Annotated in this window: 22 protein-coding genes and 1 pseudogene; 8 read left to right on the top strand and 15 right to left on the bottom strand. The window is 43.0% G+C overall.

The genetic code is table 11. The features are described 5' to 3' along the window. Both JOC37_RS09405 and steA read right to left on the bottom strand, forming a co-directional pair. Nucleotides 1–1,271: IS200/IS605 family accessory protein TnpB-related protein (locus tag JOC37_RS09405; protein WP_204618321.1), on the bottom strand; the 1,271-nt coding region annotated here is incomplete at its 3' end. 237 nt (nucleotides 1,272–1,508) lie between these two features. After that, entirely contained in the window at nucleotides 1,509–2,630 is a 1,122-nt protein-coding gene (gene steA / locus JOC37_RS09410; protein ID WP_204618397.1) for a putative cytokinetic ring protein SteA, read from the bottom strand. Nucleotides 2,631–2,891: 261 nt separating this feature from the next. Between steA and JOC37_RS09415 the strand changes: the two genes are divergently transcribed. Next, nucleotides 2,892–3,650 (top strand): globin-coupled sensor protein, encoded by a 759-nt coding sequence (locus tag JOC37_RS09415; protein ID WP_204618323.1) that lies wholly within the window; start codon nucleotides 2,892–2,894, stop codon nucleotides 3,648–3,650. A 107-nt stretch (nucleotides 3,651–3,757) separates the two neighbouring features. Here JOC37_RS09415 and JOC37_RS13720 read toward each other — a convergent pair whose 3' ends face one another. Both JOC37_RS13720 and JOC37_RS13725 read right to left on the bottom strand, forming a co-directional pair. Next, nucleotides 3,758–4,858: a methyl-accepting chemotaxis protein gene (locus tag JOC37_RS13720; protein ID WP_420797292.1), complete on the bottom strand. Its 1,101-nt coding sequence runs from the start codon at nucleotides 4,856–4,858 to the stop codon at nucleotides 3,758–3,760. Nucleotides 4,859–4,870: 12 nt separating this feature from the next. After that, nucleotides 4,871–5,659, bottom strand: a pseudogene (locus tag JOC37_RS13725) (cache domain-containing protein); the annotation flags it as partial. Nucleotides 5,660–5,942: 283 nt separating this feature from the next. On the opposite strand from JOC37_RS13725, the gene JOC37_RS09425 reads away from it, so the two are divergent. Both JOC37_RS09425 and JOC37_RS09430 read left to right on the top strand, forming a co-directional pair. Beyond that, nucleotides 5,943–7,232 carry an Ig-like domain-containing domain gene (locus tag JOC37_RS09425; RefSeq protein WP_204618327.1) on the top strand — a complete coding sequence of 430 codons (1,290 nt, stop codon included), beginning with the start codon at nucleotides 5,943–5,945 and terminating at the stop codon, nucleotides 7,230–7,232. A gap of 226 nt (nucleotides 7,233–7,458) precedes the next feature. Then, nucleotides 7,459–8,586 carry a DUF4365 domain-containing protein gene (locus JOC37_RS09430; protein WP_204618329.1) on the top strand — a complete coding sequence of 376 codons (1,128 nt, stop codon included), beginning with the start codon at nucleotides 7,459–7,461 and terminating at the stop codon, nucleotides 8,584–8,586. A gap of 56 nt (nucleotides 8,587–8,642) precedes the next feature. Here the strand turns inward: JOC37_RS09430 and JOC37_RS09435 are convergent, their stop codons facing one another. The 3 genes from JOC37_RS09435 to JOC37_RS09445 all read right to left on the bottom strand — a co-directional run bounded on the left by JOC37_RS09435 (nucleotide 8,643) and on the right by JOC37_RS09445 (nucleotide 12,144). After that, a complete protein-coding gene (locus JOC37_RS09435; protein WP_204618331.1) occupies nucleotides 8,643–10,268 on the bottom strand; it encodes a (Fe-S)-binding protein in 1,626 nt (541 codons plus the stop codon). A gap of 29 nt (nucleotides 10,269–10,297) precedes the next feature. Further along, nucleotides 10,298–11,197, bottom strand: a complete 900-nt coding sequence (locus JOC37_RS09440; protein ID WP_204618332.1) for a respiratory nitrate reductase subunit gamma — start codon at nucleotides 11,195–11,197, stop codon at nucleotides 10,298–10,300. Nucleotides 11,198–11,493: 296 nt separating this feature from the next. Further along, nucleotides 11,494–12,144: an O-methyltransferase gene (locus JOC37_RS09445; RefSeq protein ID WP_204618334.1), complete on the bottom strand. Its 651-nt coding sequence runs from the start codon at nucleotides 12,142–12,144 to the stop codon at nucleotides 11,494–11,496. Between the two features lie 170 nt (nucleotides 12,145–12,314). Between JOC37_RS09445 and JOC37_RS09450 the strand changes: the two genes are divergently transcribed. Then, the gene (locus JOC37_RS09450) at nucleotides 12,315–12,491 is read left to right on the top strand and encodes a hypothetical protein (protein WP_204618336.1); all 177 of its coding nucleotides are present in this window, start codon (nucleotides 12,315–12,317) and stop codon (nucleotides 12,489–12,491) included. A 41-nt stretch (nucleotides 12,492–12,532) separates the two neighbouring features. Here JOC37_RS09450 and JOC37_RS09455 read toward each other — a convergent pair whose 3' ends face one another. Then, nucleotides 12,533–12,790 (bottom strand): hypothetical protein, encoded by a 258-nt coding sequence (locus JOC37_RS09455; RefSeq protein ID WP_204618338.1) that lies wholly within the window; start codon nucleotides 12,788–12,790, stop codon nucleotides 12,533–12,535. A 225-nt stretch (nucleotides 12,791–13,015) separates the two neighbouring features. Here JOC37_RS09455 and JOC37_RS09460 point away from each other — a divergent pair, with 225 nt between their 5' ends. Then, entirely contained in the window at nucleotides 13,016–13,750 is a 735-nt protein-coding gene (locus JOC37_RS09460; protein ID WP_204618340.1) for an HAD family hydrolase, read from the top strand. Between the two features lie 49 nt (nucleotides 13,751–13,799). Here JOC37_RS09460 and JOC37_RS09465 read toward each other — a convergent pair whose 3' ends face one another. Together JOC37_RS09465 and JOC37_RS09470 are read right to left on the bottom strand one after the other, a co-directional pair. Next, nucleotides 13,800–15,038, bottom strand: coding sequence for a BaiN/RdsA family NAD(P)/FAD-dependent oxidoreductase (locus JOC37_RS09465; RefSeq protein WP_420797291.1), 1,239 nt, complete (start codon nucleotides 15,036–15,038; stop codon nucleotides 13,800–13,802). A gap of 92 nt (nucleotides 15,039–15,130) precedes the next feature. Beyond that, nucleotides 15,131–16,732: an NAD(P)/FAD-dependent oxidoreductase gene (locus JOC37_RS09470; RefSeq protein WP_204618344.1), complete on the bottom strand. Its 1,602-nt coding sequence runs from the start codon at nucleotides 16,730–16,732 to the stop codon at nucleotides 15,131–15,133. 211 nt (nucleotides 16,733–16,943) lie between these two features. Here JOC37_RS09470 and JOC37_RS09475 point away from each other — a divergent pair, with 211 nt between their 5' ends. Together JOC37_RS09475 and JOC37_RS09480 are read left to right on the top strand one after the other, a co-directional pair. Then, nucleotides 16,944–17,081: a hypothetical protein gene (locus JOC37_RS09475; protein WP_204618346.1), complete on the top strand. Its 138-nt coding sequence runs from the start codon at nucleotides 16,944–16,946 to the stop codon at nucleotides 17,079–17,081. A gap of 279 nt (nucleotides 17,082–17,360) precedes the next feature. Further along, nucleotides 17,361–18,365, top strand: a complete 1,005-nt coding sequence (locus tag JOC37_RS09480; protein ID WP_204618348.1) for an arsenic resistance protein — start codon at nucleotides 17,361–17,363, stop codon at nucleotides 18,363–18,365. Between the two features lie 18 nt (nucleotides 18,366–18,383). Here the strand turns inward: JOC37_RS09480 and JOC37_RS09485 are convergent, their stop codons facing one another. After that, entirely contained in the window at nucleotides 18,384–18,644 is a 261-nt protein-coding gene (locus JOC37_RS09485; RefSeq protein WP_204618350.1) for a hypothetical protein, read from the bottom strand. Between the two features lie 153 nt (nucleotides 18,645–18,797). Between JOC37_RS09485 and JOC37_RS09490 the strand changes: the two genes are divergently transcribed. After that, nucleotides 18,798–19,214: a putative ABC transporter permease gene (locus tag JOC37_RS09490; protein WP_204618352.1), complete on the top strand. Its 417-nt coding sequence runs from the start codon at nucleotides 18,798–18,800 to the stop codon at nucleotides 19,212–19,214. Here the strand turns inward: JOC37_RS09490 and JOC37_RS09495 are convergent. From JOC37_RS09495 to JOC37_RS09510, 4 genes are read right to left on the bottom strand one after another with little or no spacing between them, the layout of a single operon-like run. Next, nucleotides 19,211–19,738, bottom strand: a complete 528-nt coding sequence (locus JOC37_RS09495) for a hypothetical protein (RefSeq protein ID WP_204618354.1) — start codon at nucleotides 19,736–19,738, stop codon at nucleotides 19,211–19,213. The two genes, JOC37_RS09490 and JOC37_RS09495, sit on opposite strands and share 4 nt — an antisense overlap. A 32-nt stretch (nucleotides 19,739–19,770) precedes the next feature. Beyond that, nucleotides 19,771–20,814, bottom strand: coding sequence for an ATP-grasp domain-containing protein (locus tag JOC37_RS09500; RefSeq protein ID WP_204618356.1), 1,044 nt, complete (start codon nucleotides 20,812–20,814; stop codon nucleotides 19,771–19,773). Next, nucleotides 20,801–21,499: a WbqC family protein gene (locus JOC37_RS09505; protein WP_204618358.1), complete on the bottom strand. Its 699-nt coding sequence runs from the start codon at nucleotides 21,497–21,499 to the stop codon at nucleotides 20,801–20,803. The genes JOC37_RS09500 and JOC37_RS09505 overlap by 14 nt, the downstream gene beginning before the upstream one ends. Continuing rightward, the gene (locus tag JOC37_RS09510; protein ID WP_204618360.1) at nucleotides 21,492–22,574 is read right to left on the bottom strand and encodes a DegT/DnrJ/EryC1/StrS family aminotransferase; all 1,083 of its coding nucleotides are present in this window, start codon (nucleotides 22,572–22,574) and stop codon (nucleotides 21,492–21,494) included. The genes JOC37_RS09505 and JOC37_RS09510 overlap by 8 nt, the downstream gene beginning before the upstream one ends. Nucleotides 22,575–22,584 lie beyond the last annotated feature (10 nt).

Raw genomic sequence — 22,584 nt, forward strand, 5'->3', positions numbered from 1 at the left:
TTTTCTTTTTGACACCCCATCCCTCGTCTGGCAATAACATAGGCTGCTGCTTCGTGATTTGATATGCCGTATTGTTCTTGATATTTAAGAACACCAATTATCGAAGTAAATGCAGGTTTGATTTTTTTTAGTGGAATACCTTCTCTTAAGGCCCTGCGTTCAACTGCTTGCAAAAACTTTGCATATATAAAACCGTGACTAATTCGATTGAACTTTGCGGACACATCTTTATCGTTCTTAAATTTTAAATCCTCAACAACTAAAGCGCATTCTGCATTTTTAACTATATCTGCAACCAATTTAGCTGTTTCTCCAATAAGATTTTCTCTACGGGCAGCCCTTGCATATGTCCATTCAGGGCAGTTAATCCATACACTGCCTTTGAAGTTACCAAGATAATCTGTTTGAGTTACACCTAAACCTGCGGGATTGGTATCAACACCAAACGCTCCGTTTAGTGCTTTATAAGGAACCGGTATATCTTCTTCAAAAGTTACGTGAACGTAATACCGGTCGTTCTCGCGAATGATTTCAACTTGATATGCTCTACCTGTTTTAAGATAGTCAATAACCATTTGGCGGTAGTTTCTGCCATTGATCTTACCTGTTTTTTTACTGGGTTTATGAGCCAAGTATACGGGTACGGTAATGCGTTTATATCGTACGACTTTCCCAACCTGCACCGGTTCTGCAGCTATTTCAAGATAAATCTTGCCGCCTGCTTCATAAAGGCGAGTATTTAAGTTGCCACCCTTAGCCTTATCACCTCTTGAAACATATCGGTTATTTCTGGCAGTTTGCCATTCTTCTTTGGTGATATTGCCTTTACAGCGTTCGTAAAACAGCTTTTTGCCTCCAAATATTACTGTTGGAATGGTGTTTTCGTCTAAATGTTTTTGCCATTTAGCAAGTTTTTTCTCCCATTTGTTAAGCTTGGCAGTCAAACCGGTAATTTTCCTTGGTGATTTAGCTTTTTCCAATCGCTCTCTGATGGCTTTAACCTTTAATGCAGCATTTTCGTAATGATATTTAACCATTTCTTTTTGAGAAGAAATAATTGTTTGGGCTTCATATACCGCATCGTTTGCTTGCCGGGAATTAAGATTGTATTTGTTTTGTACCAGTTTGCGGATCGATTGTATTTTAACGCCTTCAAGCAAACGGTTAAAACCAAATCTAACAGCAGTACAGTAGAGTTTCATAAGTTCATCAATATATTTTTTCTGTTCCTTGTCGAGAAAGAGTATCACGCCTCTAGTTGTCGTTTTCATTGGCGTTCAACTCCTGTCTAATATTTTCTTTCAGCTTTTTTGCTGCTCTACCACCACGCCTGCCATATATCCTTGCAGAAAATATTGAATGATTTAAGACTCTTTACGTCATTTATCACCTAATAATATTATATTTAGACATATTTAACTAGGTATAAATATATTTTTAAAAGCAGTTTCAACCTCCCGCTGCCGCTCAGTGCCTTTAACAGCGGTGGCTGCATTTCTTTTACCGGTCTAAATACCCAAAAAAATTCTGAACTGAATAAAAAGAAGCCGCAGCAGCTCTCTGGTGGGCGGAGCAATAACCATAACCACCGCCAGCGGAACCAGAGCTGCCAGAACCACTTGAGCTAAATATTTAGCTTTCATCGGGCTTTTATACAGCTTATTTACACCCTTGGCATCCACTAAAATGGATCCCACTTTTAATCTTACTAAAAAGGTGCTGGCCATCCCTTTACGGCCCTTTTCTAAAAACTCCAGCATATTGGAATGGGTGCCCACAGCTACAATCAAATCTGTTCCTTTTTCATAAGCCAGCAGCATGGCTATATCTTCGCTGGTACCGCGGGCGGCAAAAACTTTGGCTTTTAATCCCAGCTTTTTAATCCTTTCTAAGCCGGGGGCCCGGCCATCGGGATAACCATGTACTATTAACTCCGCCCCGCATTTAAGGGTGCTGTCACTGATACTGTCCATATCACCTATAATAATGTCCGGTGTATAGCCGAATTCCAACAGGGCATCAGCCCCACCGTCCACACCTATCAGCACCGGCTTAACTTCATCAATATAGGATTTAATAGCCATTAAATCCTCTTTATAATTATGCCCCCTTACAACTATCAAGGTATGCCGGTTTTTAAATACTGTATTTATATTGGGAATGGGCAGCTCTTTACAAATTAAGTCAATTTCATTTTGGGCATAATCAAGGGTATTTTGTACAAACTTGGCAAGGGTGTTATTGATATTATTTTTAGATTCTTCCATTTTCTGCAGCACATAACTTTTATCCAATAAAAGGCCGCTGCCCACCAGCCGGCCGCCAGCATAAATATCCCCATCTATTAATTCTACCTTTTCACCTTCGGTCAACTTATTTAAAAGCTCGGTACCGGCATCATCTATCAGCGGAATACCTGCTTCTAATAATGTTAACGGACCCAAATTGGGATAATCCTCGCCAAGGGACGGTACAACATTTATAACTGCTTTCACTTTTGTATCAATCAAAGACTGCGCTGCTACTTTATCTAATTCACGGTGGTTTATTACAGCAATATCGCCCGGTTGCAAACGTTTAACTAGATTCTTTGTTCTGTTATCAATCTTTACTATCCCTTTTATTTGCAACACCAATCACCACCTTTAATTTAAAATTAACAATCATTTTACATTGTACTTTACTTTAATACAGCAAGTCAAGGGAACCGGGACTTATTTGTTAATTTTTTACAATAAGCAGCCGGGCTCTTTTTTGTATTTTTATACGCCGCAGGGACAATAAATCATGGTTTTTATAGTAACCAATACATTAATTAGTATCTTTTGTATTTCTTTCAACTGTTCCTAATGATAAAATGTAATTAATATCTGCCGTCAAGGAGGGTGGTTATGAGTTTCGATACAGCCAACCAACCGCTTACTAAACAAGGTACTCGTGAAAACCAAAAAAAATACTTGAACATCACCAGCAGCGATTTGGCTTTAATGGCCGGTTATAAAGAGTTGTTTATAAAAGAAGCTGACCTGGTAGTACATAATTTCTACAACCACATTTTAAAGTTTCCGTATTTAAAAAAACTCATTGACAAATACACCAGCGTAGAACGGCTAAAAGAATTACAAAAGCAGTATTTCATCAGCCTCTGCGATCCATTAGACGATAATTACATCCAGCGCAGATTGGCTGTTGGCAAAAAACACCAGCAAATTGCCCTGTACCCCCAGTGGTATATTGGAGCTTATCAAATATACACCGAGGAAATAGCGCGCATTTTAACCACCGAACATCCCAACGATCAGGACACCGTAAATAAGGCCTTAACAACCTTTATTAAACGGCTTAACTTTGATATGCAGCTGGCCATTGAAAACTACATTCTCGATCAATTACAGCAATTGATCGCTTTTCAAAAGGAAATTGGCTCGGTGGCAGAGATAATTGATGACATAGCCGGCCAAACCAATATGCTCTCTCTTAACGCTTCCATTGAAGCGGCGCGGGCAGGAGACCACGGGCGCACTTTTGCTGTGGTGGCTCAAGAAATACGCAAATTGGCAGACCGTTCCCATACCTCGGCTAAAGAGATCAGTGAAATGGTGCGCCAGAACAGCAAATTAATTGAAAAAATCAAACTGCATTCGGAATAAAAAGCATTTAACCGCCGGCTAAAGCAAACATGCCGGGCATACCACATAAAAGGCTGCTGGCACTATTTTGCCAGCAGCCATCAGCCCCCTCCAGGGGTTTTTTTATTTTAATACTTAAACCGGTTAATTTCCTTCTGCAGATCGTCAGCCAAGGCACTTAATTCTTCTGCCGAACTGGATAACTCCTGTACTGTGGCGGTTTGTTCTTCCGTAAAGGCAGCAACGCTTTCTATACTTTCGGTGGTGTCTGCAACCAGTTCCACAGCACTTACCATTTCTGCTTTAACAGTTTCACTTTCTTCTAAAATAGACTGGGCTTTAGAAACCACTGCCAGTACATTGTTTGAAACATCCCTGGTCTTTTTCAGAATATCTTTAAAGGCTTTAACCACGTTGTTGGCATCTCCCTGTTCAGTGGCCATTTTAACTACTTTTTCTATATCAGCACTAATTTCCCGTACCAAACTGCCAATTTGATTGGTAGCCTCCGAACTTTGAGAGGCCAGCTTTCTTACCTCTTCTGCCACCACAGCAAAACCCCTGCCCTGCTCGCCGGCCCGGGCCGCTTCAATGGCAGCATTTAAGGCCAAAAGATTAGTCTGCTCGGCAATGCTGTTAATGGTGTCAACTATAGAATTAATTTGATTAGCCTTACGACCCAAAGTATCAATTGACAGGGCCATTTCATCAACCAGCTGCTGCCCGTTTTGCGCAGCTTGATACGCCTCTTCTGATGTGTTTTGGGTATTTTCAAGATTTTCCATTATCTTAGTCAGGTGATGGTTTAAAGCGCCAATAAATGAAGCCACATCATTTATTTTTATTTCCTGGTTTTGGGCCGAAGAGGTTATATTCTGCACCTTAGCAGCCACATCACTGGCTGCCGCCGCTGAGTGTTCAGAAATTTCCTTAAACTGCTCGGCAGATGCCGCCAGTTTTTCTACCGCCCCGCTGATGCTGGAAAGCATCGCCCGCAGTTCAGCGGCCAAACTGCCAAATGCTTGTCCCAGTCTATCATCACCGCCAAGTTCTTTGGAAAAATCTTTTTCATTAATAGCCTGTATGTAGTTGTTAATCGGTTTGGTAATTCTGTTAGTTATTAATAACACAAGCGGCAGCAAAACTAATACCATGATAAATATGATTTTAAAAGTTACGGTGCGCAGTTTACCGGTTACTGCATAAACTTCATCCACCGGGCTCACCATGGCCAAAGACCAGTTGTTAATGTTGGCCGGTTTGTAATTGATAATCATCTGCTGCCCGGCTATGGTTATCTCTTCAGTTCCGCTTTCCTGATTTATCATCTTGTTAATTACATTTTTAAAGGAATCGCTGCCAGCGGTTTCCAGCGAGTTTTCTTTTAATAACTTACCGGTGTCGGGATGACTAATATAAACCCCTTTTTGGTTGATCATAAAGGTATAACCGGACTCGGTAACCTTTTTACCGGTGATACGGTCAGATATATACTCCAGGCGAATAAATCCCACTAAAACACCTATTTTTTCCCGGGCATCGTTAAATATTGGTACCCCCAAACCGACAATTTTCCTGCCTGTGCTGGTGGAAAAAGTGGCATCTGCAATCACCGGCTTACCGGTTTCCCAGGGAACTTTAAAGTATTCTTTATGGGCAATATTTTTCCCATGATGACTTGATCCTTCGGAATGAGCAATTTCCGTACCCTCAGGATCACATATCAATATATGAGAGTACTGCGGGTTATCCTTGATAAAACGTTTAAAATACGGTTCAACCCGGGTGTAATCCATGGATTTAATAATTGGATTATAAGATAACTCTTTTATTACATTTTGCTCAGCACTTAATACCTCGTTCAAATTGGTACTTAATAACTGCTGCGTCTGACTTTTAAACTGCTCTTTTAAAATCTGTTCAGATGTTTTAGTGGCCAACATCGAGCAAACAATTAACGGTACCAAAGCTACAAGCATAAACCACAACAGCAGTTTCCCTCTCATACTGCCCCACTTAGGCAAATTCATGCTAAGCCGCCTCCTAACATTTATGAAAAAAATTCTACTGTATGTGTACAAATATACACCCAGCTAATATTAACATTTATTAACATGCGTTAATGTCATCTACCCGACATTATCGTTCAATATAAACCTGCTGCTTTTTTTGATTTTTTCTTCTATATGTTTTCAATTCCAAGTTTTATATATATTAGAAATACAAAACTGTCCCCAGCAGTTTCTTTTTGATGGTAATTTTAGCTTCTTCTCACTCATAAATTTAACAATAGATGACTTGGGGGTTGGATAAATGGCGTTACATATCACTTTTAAACAACTAAGAAACTATGCCCTAATTTTTATAACCTTATTAACCATCTGGTTGGTGATGGGGCATTTCATATGGATTGAGGTAAGCAGGGATGGCCATAACGTGCAGGTGGATTATTTCTTTCTCGCTCCCATGAATACCGGCAGGGCGATGGAAAAATTCAGCATTCTATCTGAAGTGCCTACCCACAAGGTGGATTATACCTTTCAATGGCACTCTCCCTTTCATTTAACACTAATCATAAATGAACAGCACTATCCTCAAGGGGTAAAATATACATACTGTTTTAAAAAATCCCGGGCTTTAATACCGCCATTTTCAGTTTCTAAAACGGGAGAAATACTAACCAGGGTGACACCAAAATTAGTTTCCGTCTCTCCCGCCGAGAACGCACCAACTTTAGGACCTGTTATACTTAAATTCAACACCCCCATTTCCCCAATCAGCATGGGGAAAATGGTTATTTGTGAAGCCCAGGGACAATTCAAACCGGTTAACGGTGATTATACCCGCTGGCAGTTTATACCGGATAAACAGCTTAGACACCAGCAGAGTTACCATATCACCGTTAAAGCGGGGCTGAAAAGTAAATACGGCCTCAAAACGGCCGAGGACCAGCAGGTAACATTTACCACTGCACCGCGGATAAAACTGCTGAGCTGTTACCCCAAAAAGGGCAGTGACAGTGTTTGGCTCAGCCGCACCGTAAAATTAACAGTGAACCAACCGGTTTTAAAGGCAGAAATCAAAGGTAACTGCCCGGGCAAAACCATAGTAAGAGATAACACTGTGCTGTACAGACCGGACAGGGTCTTTTTGCCTGCATCCAATTACCGGTTTAATGTCACCATAACATCTACGTATGGCGAAGTATTAAAAACTGAATTGAATTTTTCCACCACCAACCTGGGAAACAAAAAATGGATAGAAGTTAAAGCAGGTAAACCCTGCCAGGTGTGGTTAATGCAGGGGAAGAATGAACTGCAGCTGGTTGACGGGTGGTTTACCAGGGAACTGGATAAATTACCCACTGTAACTATGTACGAAGCAGACCGGGGAGCAGGTACGGGAGTAAGGGGTACAGGAGAAAAGTTACCCTGGATAAAGTTAAATACAGATATACTGCTGCATGCCACAAACCATACGGGTAAAGACGATCATCATTTTTTGGGACTCCCCAGCACTTATAGCTGCATTTTACTGCCCGCTGATGTAACTGAAGAAATATACGCAAACTTTCCCCGGGGTTTTATGGTTATAGTTCACTAGCGGCCGGTTTGCAGGTTTTTTAAATTGATCGGTGTATTTATTGGAACATTTTTCAAAAATTATATAATTATTCAGAAAACACTTTACATTTAGCCGGAAAGTTTGTTATTATTTGAACAAGGCGAAAAAATATAGCTGCAGCGATATTGCACTATAGCAGCAGCATAATATGTATGTATCAGTCGAAAAATGTAAAACCTATCTACCTACACAAGGAGGGGTAAAAATGACCGGTCAATGTAAAGAGCGCGGACACAGGTTTGATAGATCTCCGGCTGCGGCCAGAGAAACCACCCTTAAAGCAAAGAAAATTTTTCTTCAAGCCCTTCCTGACTGCTGGATACCCCGAAAAGGGGGATCTGAATACGGTATCGATTACAATGTCCAGCTGCCCGAAAACCTGGTACCCACAGGCGCAAAATTCAAAACCCACATCAAGGGAACGAAAGGCATCAGGTTTCATGACCGTCAGATAGTATTTTCGCTGGAAACAAAAAAATTAAAACACTACTACAAAACAAAACAACCTGTTTTTTTTATTCTGGTTGATGTTAATAACAGCAATGTATTCTGGCTGTTTACACAGGAATATATAAAAGAACTGGACCAAACAACCCCCGGGTGGCGCAGACAAAAAACCGTTAGTTTAAAAATTCCCCCGGCTAATAAATTAAATGAGCGCATAGAAAGTTTTCAAGAAGCAGTTATAAAAGGCCAGCAGTTTGTTCACCTGCTTCAGTTTCAGCTGTCTTACAGCAGCATTTCCCAAAAGATAGAAAACGTAATTAAAAATTCAGCCCATCATTTCAGCGGACAATTTAAACAAATATTCCCCAAAACATACCCTGACAGCAGCTGCAGCTGTTTTATAGAAGAAAACCCCTTTGATTTAGAAATTGAAAACAGCTTGAAGAGGGCAGAAAAACTCCGTATCAACGACCCTAAAGAAAACAGGGAGGCCTACGAGCAGATTTGTAATGCTTTGGAACACGCCGGCTGCAGCGCATCACCCGGCATTCGCTACCTGGCCCTAGGCGAAAAACATTATCACAACTATATGTTTTACCTGGTTAAAGCCTTCGATATGGAAAACAAAGAGGATGAGCAGCATTATTTCAGCGCCATAGAAGGTTTAGTGGAAACAATTTCCTCTTCCATTGATGCCGGGGAGTTAACCACCGCTTCAACGATAATACTGCGGCTGGCTGACGTTTATTTTCACGCCTTTCCTTACGTATGTACCGCTTACGGTAATGACCAGGCTTTTACTTTATTGGATTCAGCCCACTCTCTGCTGGAACTGGCAGACAACATGGTAACCATAATTGAATCTCCCAACCGGGTAATTCAATAAAATTATGAAGCCCAAGCTGCTAACACAGCCTGGGCTTCATAAATTAATGGCCTAAATTAAAACATCATGTCCTCTTCGTCGCGCAGGAATTCCAAGAATGGTTTTTCAATATCCACCATGGCATTTACCACCAGTTCCACTAAACCGCCATAGTGAACGTTAAACTTGGCCGTAGCTTGGTAAAACTCCAGGATATCCCTGATGGCACCCTTACAGTTTGAGCAGGGTGCACAAACATACTTCGGTATTTCTGCATCTTCAATGGTATCCTGGAAGGCATCCAGAATCTGCTTAAACTTCATCCGGCTGGATACTTTATTTCTAAAATCTGTAAAGTTAAAGGAGTTCATAATAGCAAACCCGCTGCCGCCGCCACAGCAGTAGTTATTTACCCCGTGGGGTGTCATCTCTCTAAATTGCGGGGCAATGGCTTTTAAAATTTCCCGCTGCGGCTTAACAATTCCCATCATCCGCACGATGTTGCAGGGATCATGCAGGGTAACCGGGAAATTGTTTCTACTGGGATCCAGTTTAAATACCTTTTTCTTAATAAGTCCTTCTAACAGGGGCAAAAAGCTTTCCCGCGGTATATTATCTTCCCCGGTCATAATCCGGTCCTGACTTACCATAGAAGCTTTATGAGCATGTCCGCATTCAGCTATCACTATTCTCCTTACGCCCAGTTCCTTAGCCGCCTTTAATTGAGCCGCACCGATTTTACGTCCCTGAACATCATCATAGAATATGCCGTAGTTAACGTTGTCGTAACCGATCATTTCACTGCTCAATGTCCAGTCCAAACCGGCTTCTTCCATAATAATGGTAAAAGCAGCCGGGTTTTCCGGCCAGGCCATATATTCACCGGCGTTGTGAATTAAAAGTATATCCGCTCCCTTTTTATCCACCGGAACTTTATACTTTTTGCCGGTCATTTCATAAATATCTTCTTCCATAAACTCGATCATATCTAAAAATGCCTCTTTAGTAATACCTGTACTGGAACCGGTTGTAAGCTGTTTTATGGTACCGCTTTCATGGAGAGGCTTGGGTGCAATACCCATTTCCATGCTGAATATTTTTCTGATTTCCCTGGCTAAAATCCCGTTGTCCAGTCCCAACGGACAGGTTTGGGCACAGCGGCGGCACAGGTTGCAGCGGTATGCCAGTTCACCCAGGCGCATAATTGTTTCAATGTTGATGTCGATATCGCCGCCCACAAACCTGCTCACCAAGCTGCCGCCCTGCTTGTGCTTTTTATACAACTTACGCAGCACTTCAGAACGGAAGATGGGCCTGTATATCTCTGCTTCGCCGCTGGATTTAAAAACGTGACAGGCTTCTGAACAGGTGTTGCATTTTGCACAATACTCAAAGGACAGCATAAAAGGCTGCAGCATGCCCCGGTTGGTATCTTCGAGGAAAAGTTTCTCCATCCCGTTCAAGAATTTTTTTATCATTTCCTCTTCTTCTTCTTTAGTTTCCGGTCTTTTTAAGGCATCATTGGCTACAAAACCGTCTAATGTGGCGCAGTAATTTTTTTTCCAATCTTCTTTTATTTCTTTAAAATCCGGCTCCATACCGGGCTTGTCATAGGGAGCCGGCAGGGGCATCAGGTTTTCTATTTTACACAATTGTTCCGACGGTTTGCCCATATCCTGGGGTTTTATATTTTTAGCAGACATAGCTATCCTCCTATCCGTTCAATTTTTCTTTACTTTTTACTGGCAGAACCAGGATTTATATGCGGTGCCGACCAAGTTGTTCCTGTCTTGGGCTTATAGCTTAAAGCATCCCTAACTATTTCTTCCATGTAACTGTTTTTCAAATTGGGCTCGTTTTCCCACAGAACCTTATGGAAGGCAAAGTACTTCCCTACATAATGGCTCATTTTGGTTTGCGGAATGTAAATCATTACAGCACCCAACAGGATGATATGAATGGTCAGAGCAGTATCAGCTTGGATAGGAGAAAAAGTTAGTAATGCCATCATAATTTCCCGTCCATAATTAAATCCAGGGTCACCGCTCCACACAACCAAACCAGATACCGCCACCGCAAAAAGAAACAGTAAGTTGAAGTATTCCTGCGGAGTAGTATACCTGCTTAAAGTACTGTCGGACATTCTTTTTAAAAACATGCCGCCCGCACCGACGGTGAGCAGTACAGCACCGGCTGCACCGGCTAAAAATGTAACATAGTAAACCAAACTTCCCCACACACCGGCGGTGGCAGCTACCGGTGTCCCGGACAATTCTGTTACAGCACCTACAAATAACATAAAAGTCCATACAAATAATACATAAATACCCAGGTGCAGGCTGTAACAAACCCACCACTGGCGCCTCTGGTTAATGAACAGGTTTTTAATAAACAGCATTTCTTTTAACATGTCCACAATTTCGCCGGCATGAGTTACCTTTCTGGGCTTATTCCACCATTCATATTCCTCGTAGTAAGAGCCCCCGTAGTGTCCTCTTCCGTCACCTTCCTTCGGTACCGGGTACAGTTCCCAACGTCCGTGCATGGGCATCCTGGCATACTCATAAGCTTTCAAGAGAGACAGCCCTATGAATGCAAGGATTGAAAAGTACGTAAAAAGCGTTAGAAACAACTGTTATACCTCCTTAAAAACTTAATTTTGTATCTCTCCCAGGATTACAGCTTCACCCCAGGGGAATACCGCAGGATAAAATACTTGTCCATTTTGTTTATATAGCATAATTTATTCCTATTAAATGACGTAAAACGACATACTAAAATACTATTCGACAATAATTATAGTTTACTTTATTTAATTAATCAATAGATAATAAATCAATATTCAATCAATTTCATAAGAATACTTAAACTATAGAAAATAAAACGGGTACCCATAAGGCACCCAAGTATTAGTTAATATAAATGTCTTTATTTATTTTTGTAACTTAGTGCTATACCGTCACCCAAGGGAATGATGACTGTTTCCAGCTGAGGATGTTTCATTACCAGTTTCAGGTAATCACGCAGTCTTCTTACCGCCGTTTTGTTTCTTCTTTTATCTATATCACCGGTTATCACCATACCGTGCATAAACACGTCATCTGCCACCAGCAGGCCGCCGGGGCGGAGTATGTCTATACATTTTTGTAGAAATTCCAGGTATTTTCCCTTTGCTGCATCGAGAAATATAAAATCGTAGGGGCCTTTTAATTTATAGATTAATTCCCTGGCATCCCCCAATATTAAGTCAATATTTTTATCTACCCCGGCCGCTTTAAAGTTCTTTTTAGCCGCTTCATACCTGGGCTCATTAATTTCTAAGGTGGTAATTTTACCTCCTCTGGGCAGTACCGCTTTGGCCAGCCAAAGGGTGGAATAACCAATGGCCGTACCTATTTCCAGCACATTTTTCACATGGTGAGAAAGGGCCAACCAGTATAATAATTGGGCCACTTCCGGTTCAACAATGGGCACTATTTTTTCTTGGGCTTCTTTTTCCATTTGAGCCAGTAATTCTTCCCTGGGGGGCAGCAGGCTTCTTATGTATTTTGCAACCTCTGCACTGGAAAGTCCCTGCATAATTTACCTTCCTGCAGTTAGTTTTTTTATTTCATCTTCTTTAATATCTTCTATTTTGGTTATTTCCATAGTTTTATTCCCCCGTTGTTATTTTTTATTATTTTATCATCACAGGCAGGATTTTTCAGTCCAAGCACTAAGTGTTATACTACTAGTTTAGGAGGTGTGGTATGAAAGAAATTAATGTGGATTTCACCTGTCCCAACTGTGAAACAAATTTTAAACTGGATCCCCGGGATATATTGGAAAGGGATTTTATCTGCTGCCCTAATTGTGAATGCTGTCTTAGCGAAGAAGAGCTGAGCAATTTAAAAATCGCCATCAGGCACATGCTGGATGTACATTAAAGAGTCTTGTCAGGCAGGGCTCTTTTATTATTAAGCCTGATTTATTTAAGCTTGATGTCAAACAACAGTCCCTGCGGGTTTTTTACAGCAGTAATAACCCCCCGGTCATATAAGCTGTTCAGTGTTTCCATAATTTGCTCTTTGGGATATTGTCTCAGAAACATATCTATAAAATGCAGGTAGTCAACTTCTATTTGATTAAAATACTTGTGGTCTTTAACATTTTCTTGATGTTCTTTAAGTTCCCTTAGTTCATCAAGGATAAGCTCTTCTAATATTTTTGCGTCATCTATCATCATTACAGCTACCTCCATATGATAAAATGTATATTTAATTTTACTTAAAGAGGACGTTCGAAAAGTCCGCGCCAGATCCACTTAGAATTTCTACGTTGGCTCGGCTTTTGCGGTGCTCACGTATTTTCATATACGCTCCGCTCCTCAAAGCCTTCGCCGCCTTGAACTTCTCGTGTCTCTCGTGCTCCTTTTCGAACACTTATTTAATACCTGTTTGGAGTGTAAAACATGATTAAACTTATTGCCCTGGATGTTGACGGCTGCTTAATGCCCCATGATTTAACCAAAGTAGATTACCAGGCCTTTACCCGGTTAAGGGAATACTGTCTTCAATGCAGTGAAAAAAATTTACCCAAAATTTGTTTGTGCACCGGCAGGCCGAGATCCTTTGTACTGCCGCTTCTCGCTTTACTGGGAGCCCTTTGGCCGGATATTCCCTCGGTTTTAGAATCGGGAAATCAGCTTTACTTTCCCCTGGACCGCAGGATAACTGTTAATCCGCTGGTTCCGGACAGCTGGCCGGATATTAAAAGGGCTGTAAAAGATTTTGCCCAAAAAACCAACGGACTGATTATTCCCGGTAAAGAAGTGGCTGTCAGTTTGATTCCTCCCCGGGGAATATCCATTGAAAAGTACAGCGATATGGCCAAAGACAGTCTACCATATCAAGAACTGGACATATCTTACTCCACCCTGTGTGTGGATTTCAACCCCCGGGGCATTAACAAAAAAGTGGGCTTGGAAACTGCGGCCGGTATGCTGGATATTCCGCTGTCGCAGGTGCTGGCCATTGGCGACAGCGGCATTGATATGGAGATGTTAAACAGTACCGGTTATACCGCCTGCCCCGCCAACGCCATAGATGAAGTTAAAAAGGTGTGCCAGTATGTATCTCCATACCGGGAAACCAGGGGCGTGGTAGATATTATTGAAAACTTAATTAAGGGGGCCGGTTTACAGTAAGCTGGAGCCTGTTGTCCAAACCTTCTGCTATCTGAAAATGTTACGGCATTTACCAATCGCTGCCCTTTGCCGCGTTTTCTCCCGCCACGTAGCCGGAAGACCAGGCCCACTGCAGGTTAAACCCTCCGCAATCCCCGTCTATATCCACCACTTCGCCGGCAAAAAACAAACCGGGCACCAGTTTAGATTGCATTGTTTTGGGGTTGATTTCTTTTACGCTCACCCCACCCGCAGTAACCTGCGCTGATGTCCAACCCTTTGTTCCGGTTACCTTTAACCGCCAGTCATGCAGTATGGCGGTAATTTTTTTTCGTTCTTCCGCAGTTACGTTACCAGCCAACTTGTTAATGTCTTTTATACCGGCCTGTTTTAAAACCACCGGTGCCAGCTGTTTATTAATCAAACCGACAAAACTAAAGGCCAGTGTTTTTTGCGGTTGGGTTTGAAAGCGGTAAATTAAAAGTTCTTCCAGCTGACCCTTACTTATGTTTTTCAGCAGCACCAGTTTCAGCCACACTTCTTTGCCCCTATGCAATGTTTCATTAACCGTTCTGCTTATATCCAGTACGGGAGGGCCGGAAACTCCGTACTCGGTAAATAAAATTTCCCCTGCGGCCCCAGCTATGGTTTTACTGCCAGCTAATACTTCAACATCACCTATAAATTTTATTCCCTTAATCTGCTTATAAAATTTTTCGGCCAGTTTTACCTGTACCAGTGCCGGAAACGGTTCCACTATGCTGTGGCCCAGTTTCCTGGCCAGGTTATAGCCGCTGCCGTTGGAGCCAAGGTTGGGATAGCATTTGCCCCCGGTGGCAATAATTACCCGGTGGGCCCGGTATTTTTTTTCATTTTTGGTGGTTAGGATAAATGAATTATTTATTTTTTCAATGCCGGTAACTTCTGTTTCAGTAATTATATTTACTCTGCGTTTCTGCAGTTCAAAACGCAGCACGTCCAGTACGCTGGAGGCCTGGTCGGACATGGGATATACCTTGCCCCGTTCTTCCACTTTGTGAGCTATACCAAGGTATTCAAAATAATCAATGGTCTGCTGTACATTGAAACGGTTTAAGGCACCAAGGGCGAAGTTGGGTTTTTGGCCATGGTAATTTTCTATGGTTAGGTTAACATTTGTAAGGTTGCACCTGCCGTTGCCGGTGGCCAGTATTTTTTTACCTACCCTGGGCATGCGTTCTAAAATTGTTACTTCAGCGCCGTTGTTCACTGCGGCAAGGCCGGCCATCAATCCGGCGGCACCTCCGCCAACAACAATAACTTTTATCATCTTCATACTCCTACCCTGAAAAATTATATCTTTCTAAGCCCGGCAGCATTTGCACACCGCTCACTAAGTTCGTGTTCAGGCCGAACTAATACTCAGCTGGCCGGTTCCGGGCTGTACTTTCCGGCAATGCTTTCCGCCACTTGGATCCCGTCCACCGCGGCAGACATTATTCCGCCGGCATATCCCGGGCCTTCTCCCGCCGGGTATATACCGCCTATATTTGTTTCCAAATTTTCATCCCGGTAAATTCTAACCGGGGAAGAACTTCTGGTTTCCACACCGGTCAGCACTGCATCGGCCATGGCAAAACCTTTAATTTTTCGATCAAAGGCAGTTATAGCCTCTTTTAAGGTTTCAATTACATAACCGGGCAGGCAGTTTTTAAGTTCAGCCAATTCAACCCCCGGCTTGTATGAGGGTTGTACACTTCCCAAGGCGCTGGAAGGCCTGTCCAAAAGAAAATCTCCCACCAGTTGGGCCGGTGCCCGGTAGTTTCCACCGCCCAGCTCATAAGCTTTGCGCTCCCACCGGCGCTGGAAATATACACCGGTAAGGGGATGGTCACTGCCATAGTCATCCGGTTTTACCCCTACCAGCAGCGCGCTGTTGGCATTTTCGGCATCCCGGGCATATTCGCTCATACCATTGGTAACTACCCCTTCTTTTTCTGAAGCCGCCGCCACCACCAGGCCGCCGGGACACATGCAAAACGTATAGGCAGACCGCCCGGAACCGGAATGGTAGGATAACTTGTAGTCTGCAGCTCCCAACCTGGGGTGGTTGGCAAACTGTTTATACTGGGCCCGGTTAATCAAATCCTGGGGGTGTTCTATGCGCACCCCGATGGAAAACGGTTTCGGGACCATAACAATACCCTTTTGGTACAGCATTTCAAAGGTATCCCTGGCGCTGTGGCCAATGGCCAGTACCAGTACCTGGGTATTTATTTTTTCACTGCCATTTACCGCTACCGCAGATACGCGGCCGTCTTCAACGATTATGCTGCTAACCCTGCTGTTAAACCTTACTTCCCCGCCCAGCTCTATTATCCTCTGCCGAATATTTTTAACCACCGTTTTCAAAATGTCTGTGCCTATGTGCGGTTTATAAGCATACATTATTTCTTCCGGCGCACCGGCCTGCACCAGCTCTTCCAGCACCTTCCGACAGCGTTTGTTTTTTATCATGGTGGTTAATTTACCGTCGGAAAAGGTGCCGGCCCCACCCTCGCCAAATTGAACGTTGCATCCGGTGTCAAGCTGTCCGGTTTGCCAAAACTTCTGTACCCTTTCAGTTCTGGTATCAACATCTGCCCCTCTTTCCAGCAGCAGGGGCCTGTAGCCCATTTGAGCCAGTATCAAGCCGCAGAAAAGTCCCGCCGGGCCGGTTCCCACTATTACCGGCCGGTGCTCCAGTTTACTGAAGCCGTGCTGCACATATTTATATTTTAAATTGGGAGTAACGGATATGTCTTTGCTTTTAATCTTATCGAGAATATTTTTTTCTTTTTTCAGCCGTACATCTACAGTATAAACAAAGTAGATTTTATCTTTTTTTCTGGCATCTATTGACTGCTTGTAAATCCGGTACTCCAGTAAATCATCTTTTTTAATGCGCAGTTTTTTTAATACAGCGGTTACTATATCAGCGGTATTGTGATCTATTGGTAGTTTAATCTGAGAAACTCTAATCATCGCCAAATTCCTTTCAATAATATAATAATATAATTTTTTTCTGCATCTTTGTATGTAAGTTATCATCATTGTGTTTTATTGTCAATATTAGGTAATTGTTAAGGGCAGTATTTAACACCCTTATAGTATCACCAAAATTAGATATTATTGAAAATACTTATAGATAGTTTTATAATTAGGTAAACAACTTATAAAAATAGGGGGTGTTAGGTTGGTAACTACAATCGGTTTGGTATCCGGCGCTGTGGTGCTGGTAATTCTAATTGGCTTGCACGGCGTATATAACAAAGAAAGGGAAGCCCGTTTCCCGGTGAAGGAGTTAGAAAAGTTTAATAAGTCTTCGGAATAAAATTTTCAGTAAATTTTTACAAGCGCGAATTTTATTGTTGGCATGCTAAAGTAATCGAAATTAAGGTAAAATAACAGGCGGATGTTACATTATGTTAACATCGCGCCTGTTTATTTTCTCATCCCGGCTGTCCAGCCGGGTATTTTTTTATCTGCCGGAGGGTACGGCCTTCATTTTCGATCATCAAATGCCGGTATTTATGCAGCATAGTTATTAAAATATATTGTATAATGTGTTTTTAATAGGGCCTGTATTTTAACAACCGGGAGGGGCTTGCAGATGTTTTTTACCGCCGCCAGGTTTATTAACAAATACGTTGTACAAATTCTCCTGGCTGTCATTTTGTTCTCGATAACCTTCGGCTATTACTATCCTCAGGTGGGCCATAGCTTACAGCCCTTTGCCCCCCTGTGCCTGTTCAGCATGCTGGTTCCCATGATGGTAGGTATTCGCCTGGATGAACTGGCCACTGCGGCTAAAAGAATTAAGCTGCTTGGTGTAACCCTGGTAATAAATTTCTTATTTTCTCCCCTACTGGCCGGCATACTGGCACAGCACTTTTTATCCAATTACCCGGATTTTGCAGCCGGTTTGATTTTAATGGGTACAGTTCCCTGCGCCGGTATGATTGTGGCCTGGACTGGGCTGTCCAGGGGTAATGTTTCCATAGCCATTGTCACGCTGGTAATAAGTCTTTTGGCGGGAATACTTTTAATCCCATTATGGACCCTGCTTTTGGCCGGCCAGTACGTATCAGTAAACCCGCTGACCATGCTGAAAAACGTTTTGATTATTATTGCCATCCCGCTGGCCGTTGGCAGTTTTATCCGCATTCAATTAACTAAAAGATTAGGTCTAAAAAAATTTAACGAAGTAAAAATGGCCCTGCCTGCCGTGTCAAGTTTAAGTATGTATATGCTGTTTTTTATTTCCCTAACCGCAGAAGCCACCGAGTTAATTAAGCACCCGGACTATTTATTGTCCATGGCGGTACCGTCACTGCTGTTTTATCCCACCTTGTTTCTGCTGGCAGCGTTAATATCATGGTTTAGAAAGCTATGTTATGAGGACATGGTGGCTGTTTCTTACAGCGTGGCGGGCAAAAACATCGCCCTCACTTTAGCCTTGGCAATACTGTTTTTCAGCCCCAAAACGGTAATGATAGTGGCCATAATGCCCATGGTGCAGGTAACTTACATGGCCACCTTTTATAAATTATCACCGGTAATCCAAAATCTATGGCCTTATAAAACCGGTGCGCAAAATATTTCGAGCTCACCATAATACAGGTGAGCTCCCTTGTTAGTGCTTTTCCAGGTAATATACCACATAGGCCCTTTCCACATCAGTTCTTATTTTTTTCATCACATCTGGTCCTACAGAAACTTCCCCAAATAAGTTAAAATCCTGATCCAGGTCAACGTCTTCTTCTTCGGTAACCTTGCGCACGTCAATTTTGGGGTTGGGGTCATGATCGGGCTTAATGCCCAGGGCAAGATACTTTTCTTTGGCTTCCTCCGCACTGTCAGCAAAAATAATTTGGGTATGTGTTGGATGTTCCATTTTTAACCTCCATGTCTAAAATTTTCGACAACAATTATAGCACCGGAGGTTAAAAGTTTCAATATTAAATTCCTCAATACACCTGTATATATAATCATAAAAGACAATTAATAACAATTCATAATATTTGATTTTCTGACAAAAACTAACTCCATGAAAACAAGATTTTTTATTTACGGCCTGCTGGGCTGGGGGTTAGAGGTGTTTTGGACCGGGTTCGAATCGGCCCTTAGCGGAGACCCCCGTCTAACCGCACATACTTACCTGTGGATGTTTCCCATTTATGGATTGGCAGTGTTTTTAGAACCGCTGCATAATGCCATTCGTAGATACCCCTGGTTTATACGGGGAATGGTGTGGGTGCTGGTTATCTTTGCCCTGGAGTATTCCACCGGTGGGTTAATCAGGTTAATTACCGGCTATAGCCCCTGGAACTATTCCGGAACCTCGCCGTGGGAAATACACGGCTTAATTCGCCTGGATATGGCCCCGCTGTGGTTTATAACCGGTTTTATCTTTGAACAGGTTCATGACTATTTAACCCGGCGGTTAAATTTACAGGGGCGCTAATCCTTACCTGTCATCTCTTTATAAGCACCCACATGGGCAAAATTCTGTTTAATATGTTCAACCAGCCGCTGCCAATCTTCCTCGCTGCGTGTGGATTCAATTAAAGCGTTAACCACAAAGGAATCGGTTAGGGCTTCCACCATGGTCTGTAATTTTTGCTCACATTCCCCGCGCAGTTTTCCTCTTACAAAATAACGATTTATCTGTTTAACAGCCCAGTCAGAGAGAACTTGATCAGGCACCACAAAAGGTAAAAACTTGTGCGCCTGCTCAGTAATGCGCAGTATTGCACGCCGGTCTTTTTCCGGTGTAATGTGGCGAATGGTTTGAACCAGCTGCTCTGGTCCCATTTTTAACGCCTTGTTTAATAATTTATATTCAAACTTTGTAGCGGTAAACAGCCCTTTTTCCCTGGCCCGCACCACCATGCGGCGAAATTTTTCCACTTCTTCCAGCAGAATGTCTTCATTATCAATTATTATATAAGCGGTTAAGAAATCACATCTCTGCAGCTCAATATTCATCATCCTTACCTCCTCACCTATTAGGTTGTAGTCTACCCCGGTGAGAGAAATTCAAAACAGGTATTAAAGCACTGGGAGGAAGTAAGGTTATTAACTCGTTCAAGGGGTATAACATAGTCTGTGTACTGCCTTATCACTACTCCTCGGCCGGCAGTGGGTTTGGTAACTTTTTGGCCCAGTATTTCTGACCTAATCAGCAGTTCCGGTTCCTTTACCCCCAGGGCAATGCGCATGCCGGTGGAACTGCTGAACCGGGGATTAATTTCAAAAATATAGGGCTTACCATTCTTAAGACGCAGCTGCAGATTGCACGGGCCATAGCCGCCTAACATTTCAGCCACCCGCTGGCAGTAACTGCAGATCTGCGGGTAAGAATCGGCCACCGCCCACATGGTCATACCGTCCTGCAGGCATCTTTTTAAAGCAATACAGGAAAGCACTGTACCCTTTGCTCCCAAACAAACCCCCACTGTAAACTCCCCATCATCACCGGGCAAATATTCTTGAATAATATAATCCTTTTTATCCCCGGCAAATTGATTTAACTCCTTGATATTTGATAAAACAGCCACCCCCCGGGAGCCGGCACCAATGCGGGGTTTGGCCACCAAGGGAAAACCAACCCGTTCTATAAAATCGGGCAGCAGTGCCTTATCCTCCGGCCATCTCAATGTTTGTGGAAAATAAAAACCATTTTCTTTTAAAAAGTTCAATGTCAGCCATTTATCCTTACATGTGGCAATAACTTCCGGGGAGTGTACGAAAACCCTGGCCCCGGTTTGCTGAAAAATATAGTCCTTGTGGCGGGCAAAACCCTCAATCTCGTGGGATGAGCCAATCAATATGCCGTGAATTTTTTCCCGGCGGCAGATATCTATTATTTTATTCAGCCAAATTTCTTCTTTGGATGCCGGCGGCACCAGGTAGCCTTTATGGGCCAGGTACAATCCCAAAGTCATGGCATTGGTATCGCAGGCTGTCACCCGGCAGTTCAGCGGCCCGTTGAGCAGTGATTGTATAATTGCCACCCCGTACAGTGATCCGGACCCGGTAACTAAAACGTTAACCTGTTTCACCGCTGCATTCCTCCAGAATCTCTTTACTTTTAGGACCGCAGTTGAAAATCAAATCCACCACAGATAGTTTATCAACAAACTGACCCCACAACTGGCGGTAAGTGGGATGTATAAACTGTTGATACCTCAGCTCTATGCCATGCTGTTTGAAAACCTGCTCATCATTGTACACTTTAGCTCCCTGCCCGGATAAATAAACACCGGCTCCCAGTTTTTTGCAGATATCAACAATGCGCCGGCTTTTTCTTCCCTGTACATTGGGCAGCTCTGAAGAAAGAACCAGGGGAGTTTGAATATCTAAAATCTCCCTTATCAGATTAATCATGGCCAGGTTTAAATCCAGCAGTTTCTCCCATTTTTGGCTGTAAACCTGCCTAAACCGTTCTTTGTAATACTTCCAGTACTTTGAACGTGCGTAGCAGTGCTGTAAAGACTGAAAGTGCCGTTTAGCCCAATTTTCGCTGTTACAAATCAGCACTTCTTTAATAAGAACTTTTTTCCGGGCCAGTGGAATGGTTAATAATACGGGTCCGCTGGCGCATTTAATTACGTTACGGTGGGTCACTGATTTTGATGACAGCAGCACATCATCGGCAATTACAAATACATCGCAGTTAAGCATTTTATGAAAGTACCCAATCCACGGTAAATAGTTAGGCTGGTGGATGGCCAGGACTTTAGGCATAATTATTCACCACCTCAGCAATGTATTGTCGTTGTTCACCAGTAAGGCCGGGATGGACGGGAATGGAAACACACCGCCGGCATATTTTTTCCGCCACCGGCCAGGATTGGCTGTAATTGAAGTTATCCCGGTACAAACGCTGGTGGGGAATAATTAACGGGTAGTGAACGGCACAGCCAACCCCCTTCTGCTGCAGGTAAGTAATAAAACGCTCCCTGTTCTTCACCTGTAAAGTAAACTGGTGATAAACGTGGAGGCAGTCTTTGGGTTCACAGGGCAGCACCACCCGGTGGTTATTAATGTGCTGCCGGTAATAATGAGCATTGTGTATCCTTTTCCGGTTCAATGATTCTAATTTTTTTAGCTGTGCTATTCCGATGGCCGCATGGATGTTGGTGAGGCGAAAGTTATATCCCAGTATATGGTGCCGGTAGCGGTGGGATTGGCCGTGATTTATAATCATTCTCACCCGGTCGGCAATTTCCCCGCTGTTGGTAACAACCATGCCTCCTTCGCCGCAGGTGATATTTTTAGTGGGGTAAAAACTGTACGCCGCAGCATCGCCAAAGGTGCCTACTTTTTTTCCTTTATATGCTGCACCGTGAGCCTGGGCACAATCTTCAATTAAGAGCAGGTTATTTTCTTTAACCAGCTGGCAAATTGATTCCATTTCCGCCGGCAGGCCAAAGATGTGCACCACCAGAACAGCTTTGGCATCGGGATGCTTTTTTATTGCTTGGGCCAGTGCCTTGGGTGAAAGGTTGTAAGTGCAGGGGTCAATATCTACAAACACCGGAATGGCACCGCAGTACAAAATGGCATTGGCTGAAGCTATAAAAGAAAATGGCGTGGTCAGCACTTTATCCCCCGGGGTTATGGGCAGGGCCTCCATAATGGCATGCAGGGCTGTGGTTCCCGAAGAAGTGGCAATGGCATACTTAATATTCAAGTACCCGGCAAATTCTGCTTCAAATTGCTGCACATATTTGCCCTGGGCCAGCATTTTACTGTTTAATACCTCTATCACTTTTTCCTGCTCTTCTAAACCGATCTGCGGTTCAGCAATGGGAATCATATTTATCACT

It is taken from the genome of Desulforadius tongensis (assembly GCF_016907915.1).
Taxonomy (GTDB): domain Bacteria; phylum Bacillota; class Desulfotomaculia; order Desulfotomaculales; family Desulfohalotomaculaceae; genus Desulforadius; species Desulforadius tongensis.

What these genes read in the sequence shown, in the direction of transcription:
- JOC37_RS09505 (WP_204618358.1), bottom strand. Translation starts at nt 21,499, where the DNA reads ATGCCTAAAGTCCTGGCCATCCACCAGCCTAACTATTTACCGTGGATT.
- JOC37_RS09460 (WP_204618340.1), top strand. Translation starts at nt 13,016, where the DNA reads ATGATTAAACTTATTGCCCTGGATGTTGACGGCTGCTTAATGCCCCAT.
- JOC37_RS09430 (WP_204618329.1), top strand. Translation starts at nt 7,459, where the DNA reads ATGACCGGTCAATGTAAAGAGCGCGGACACAGGTTTGATAGATCTCCG.
- JOC37_RS09425 (WP_204618327.1), top strand. Translation starts at nt 5,943, where the DNA reads ATGGCGTTACATATCACTTTTAAACAACTAAGAAACTATGCCCTAATT.
- JOC37_RS13720 (WP_420797292.1), bottom strand. Translation starts at nt 4,858, where the DNA reads ATGGTGAGCCCGGTGGATGAAGTTTATGCAGTAACCGGTAAACTGCGC.
- JOC37_RS09490 (WP_204618352.1), top strand. Translation starts at nt 18,798, where the DNA reads ATGAAAACAAGATTTTTTATTTACGGCCTGCTGGGCTGGGGGTTAGAG.
- JOC37_RS09480 (WP_204618348.1), top strand. Translation starts at nt 17,361, where the DNA reads ATGTTTTTTACCGCCGCCAGGTTTATTAACAAATACGTTGTACAAATT.
- JOC37_RS09450 (WP_204618336.1), top strand. Translation starts at nt 12,315, where the DNA reads ATGAAAGAAATTAATGTGGATTTCACCTGTCCCAACTGTGAAACAAAT.
- JOC37_RS09455 (WP_204618338.1), bottom strand. Translation starts at nt 12,790, where the DNA reads ATGATGATAGATGACGCAAAAATATTAGAAGAGCTTATCCTTGATGAA.
- JOC37_RS09415 (WP_204618323.1), top strand. Translation starts at nt 2,892, where the DNA reads ATGAGTTTCGATACAGCCAACCAACCGCTTACTAAACAAGGTACTCGT.
- JOC37_RS09435 (WP_204618331.1), bottom strand. Translation starts at nt 10,268, where the DNA reads ATGTCTGCTAAAAATATAAAACCCCAGGATATGGGCAAACCGTCGGAA.
- JOC37_RS09485 (WP_204618350.1), bottom strand. Translation starts at nt 18,644, where the DNA reads ATGGAACATCCAACACATACCCAAATTATTTTTGCTGACAGTGCGGAG.
- JOC37_RS09510 (WP_204618360.1), bottom strand. Translation starts at nt 22,574, where the DNA reads ATGATTCCCATTGCTGAACCGCAGATCGGTTTAGAAGAGCAGGAAAAA.
- JOC37_RS09445 (WP_204618334.1), bottom strand. Translation starts at nt 12,144, where the DNA reads ATGCAGGGACTTTCCAGTGCAGAGGTTGCAAAATACATAAGAAGCCTG.
- JOC37_RS09465 (WP_420797291.1), bottom strand. Translation starts at nt 15,038, where the DNA reads ATGATAAAAGTTATTGTTGTTGGCGGAGGTGCCGCCGGATTGATGGCC.
- JOC37_RS09495 (WP_204618354.1), bottom strand. Translation starts at nt 19,738, where the DNA reads ATGAATATTGAGCTGCAGAGATGTGATTTCTTAACCGCTTATATAATA.
- JOC37_RS09470 (WP_204618344.1), bottom strand. Translation starts at nt 16,732, where the DNA reads ATGATTAGAGTTTCTCAGATTAAACTACCAATAGATCACAATACCGCT.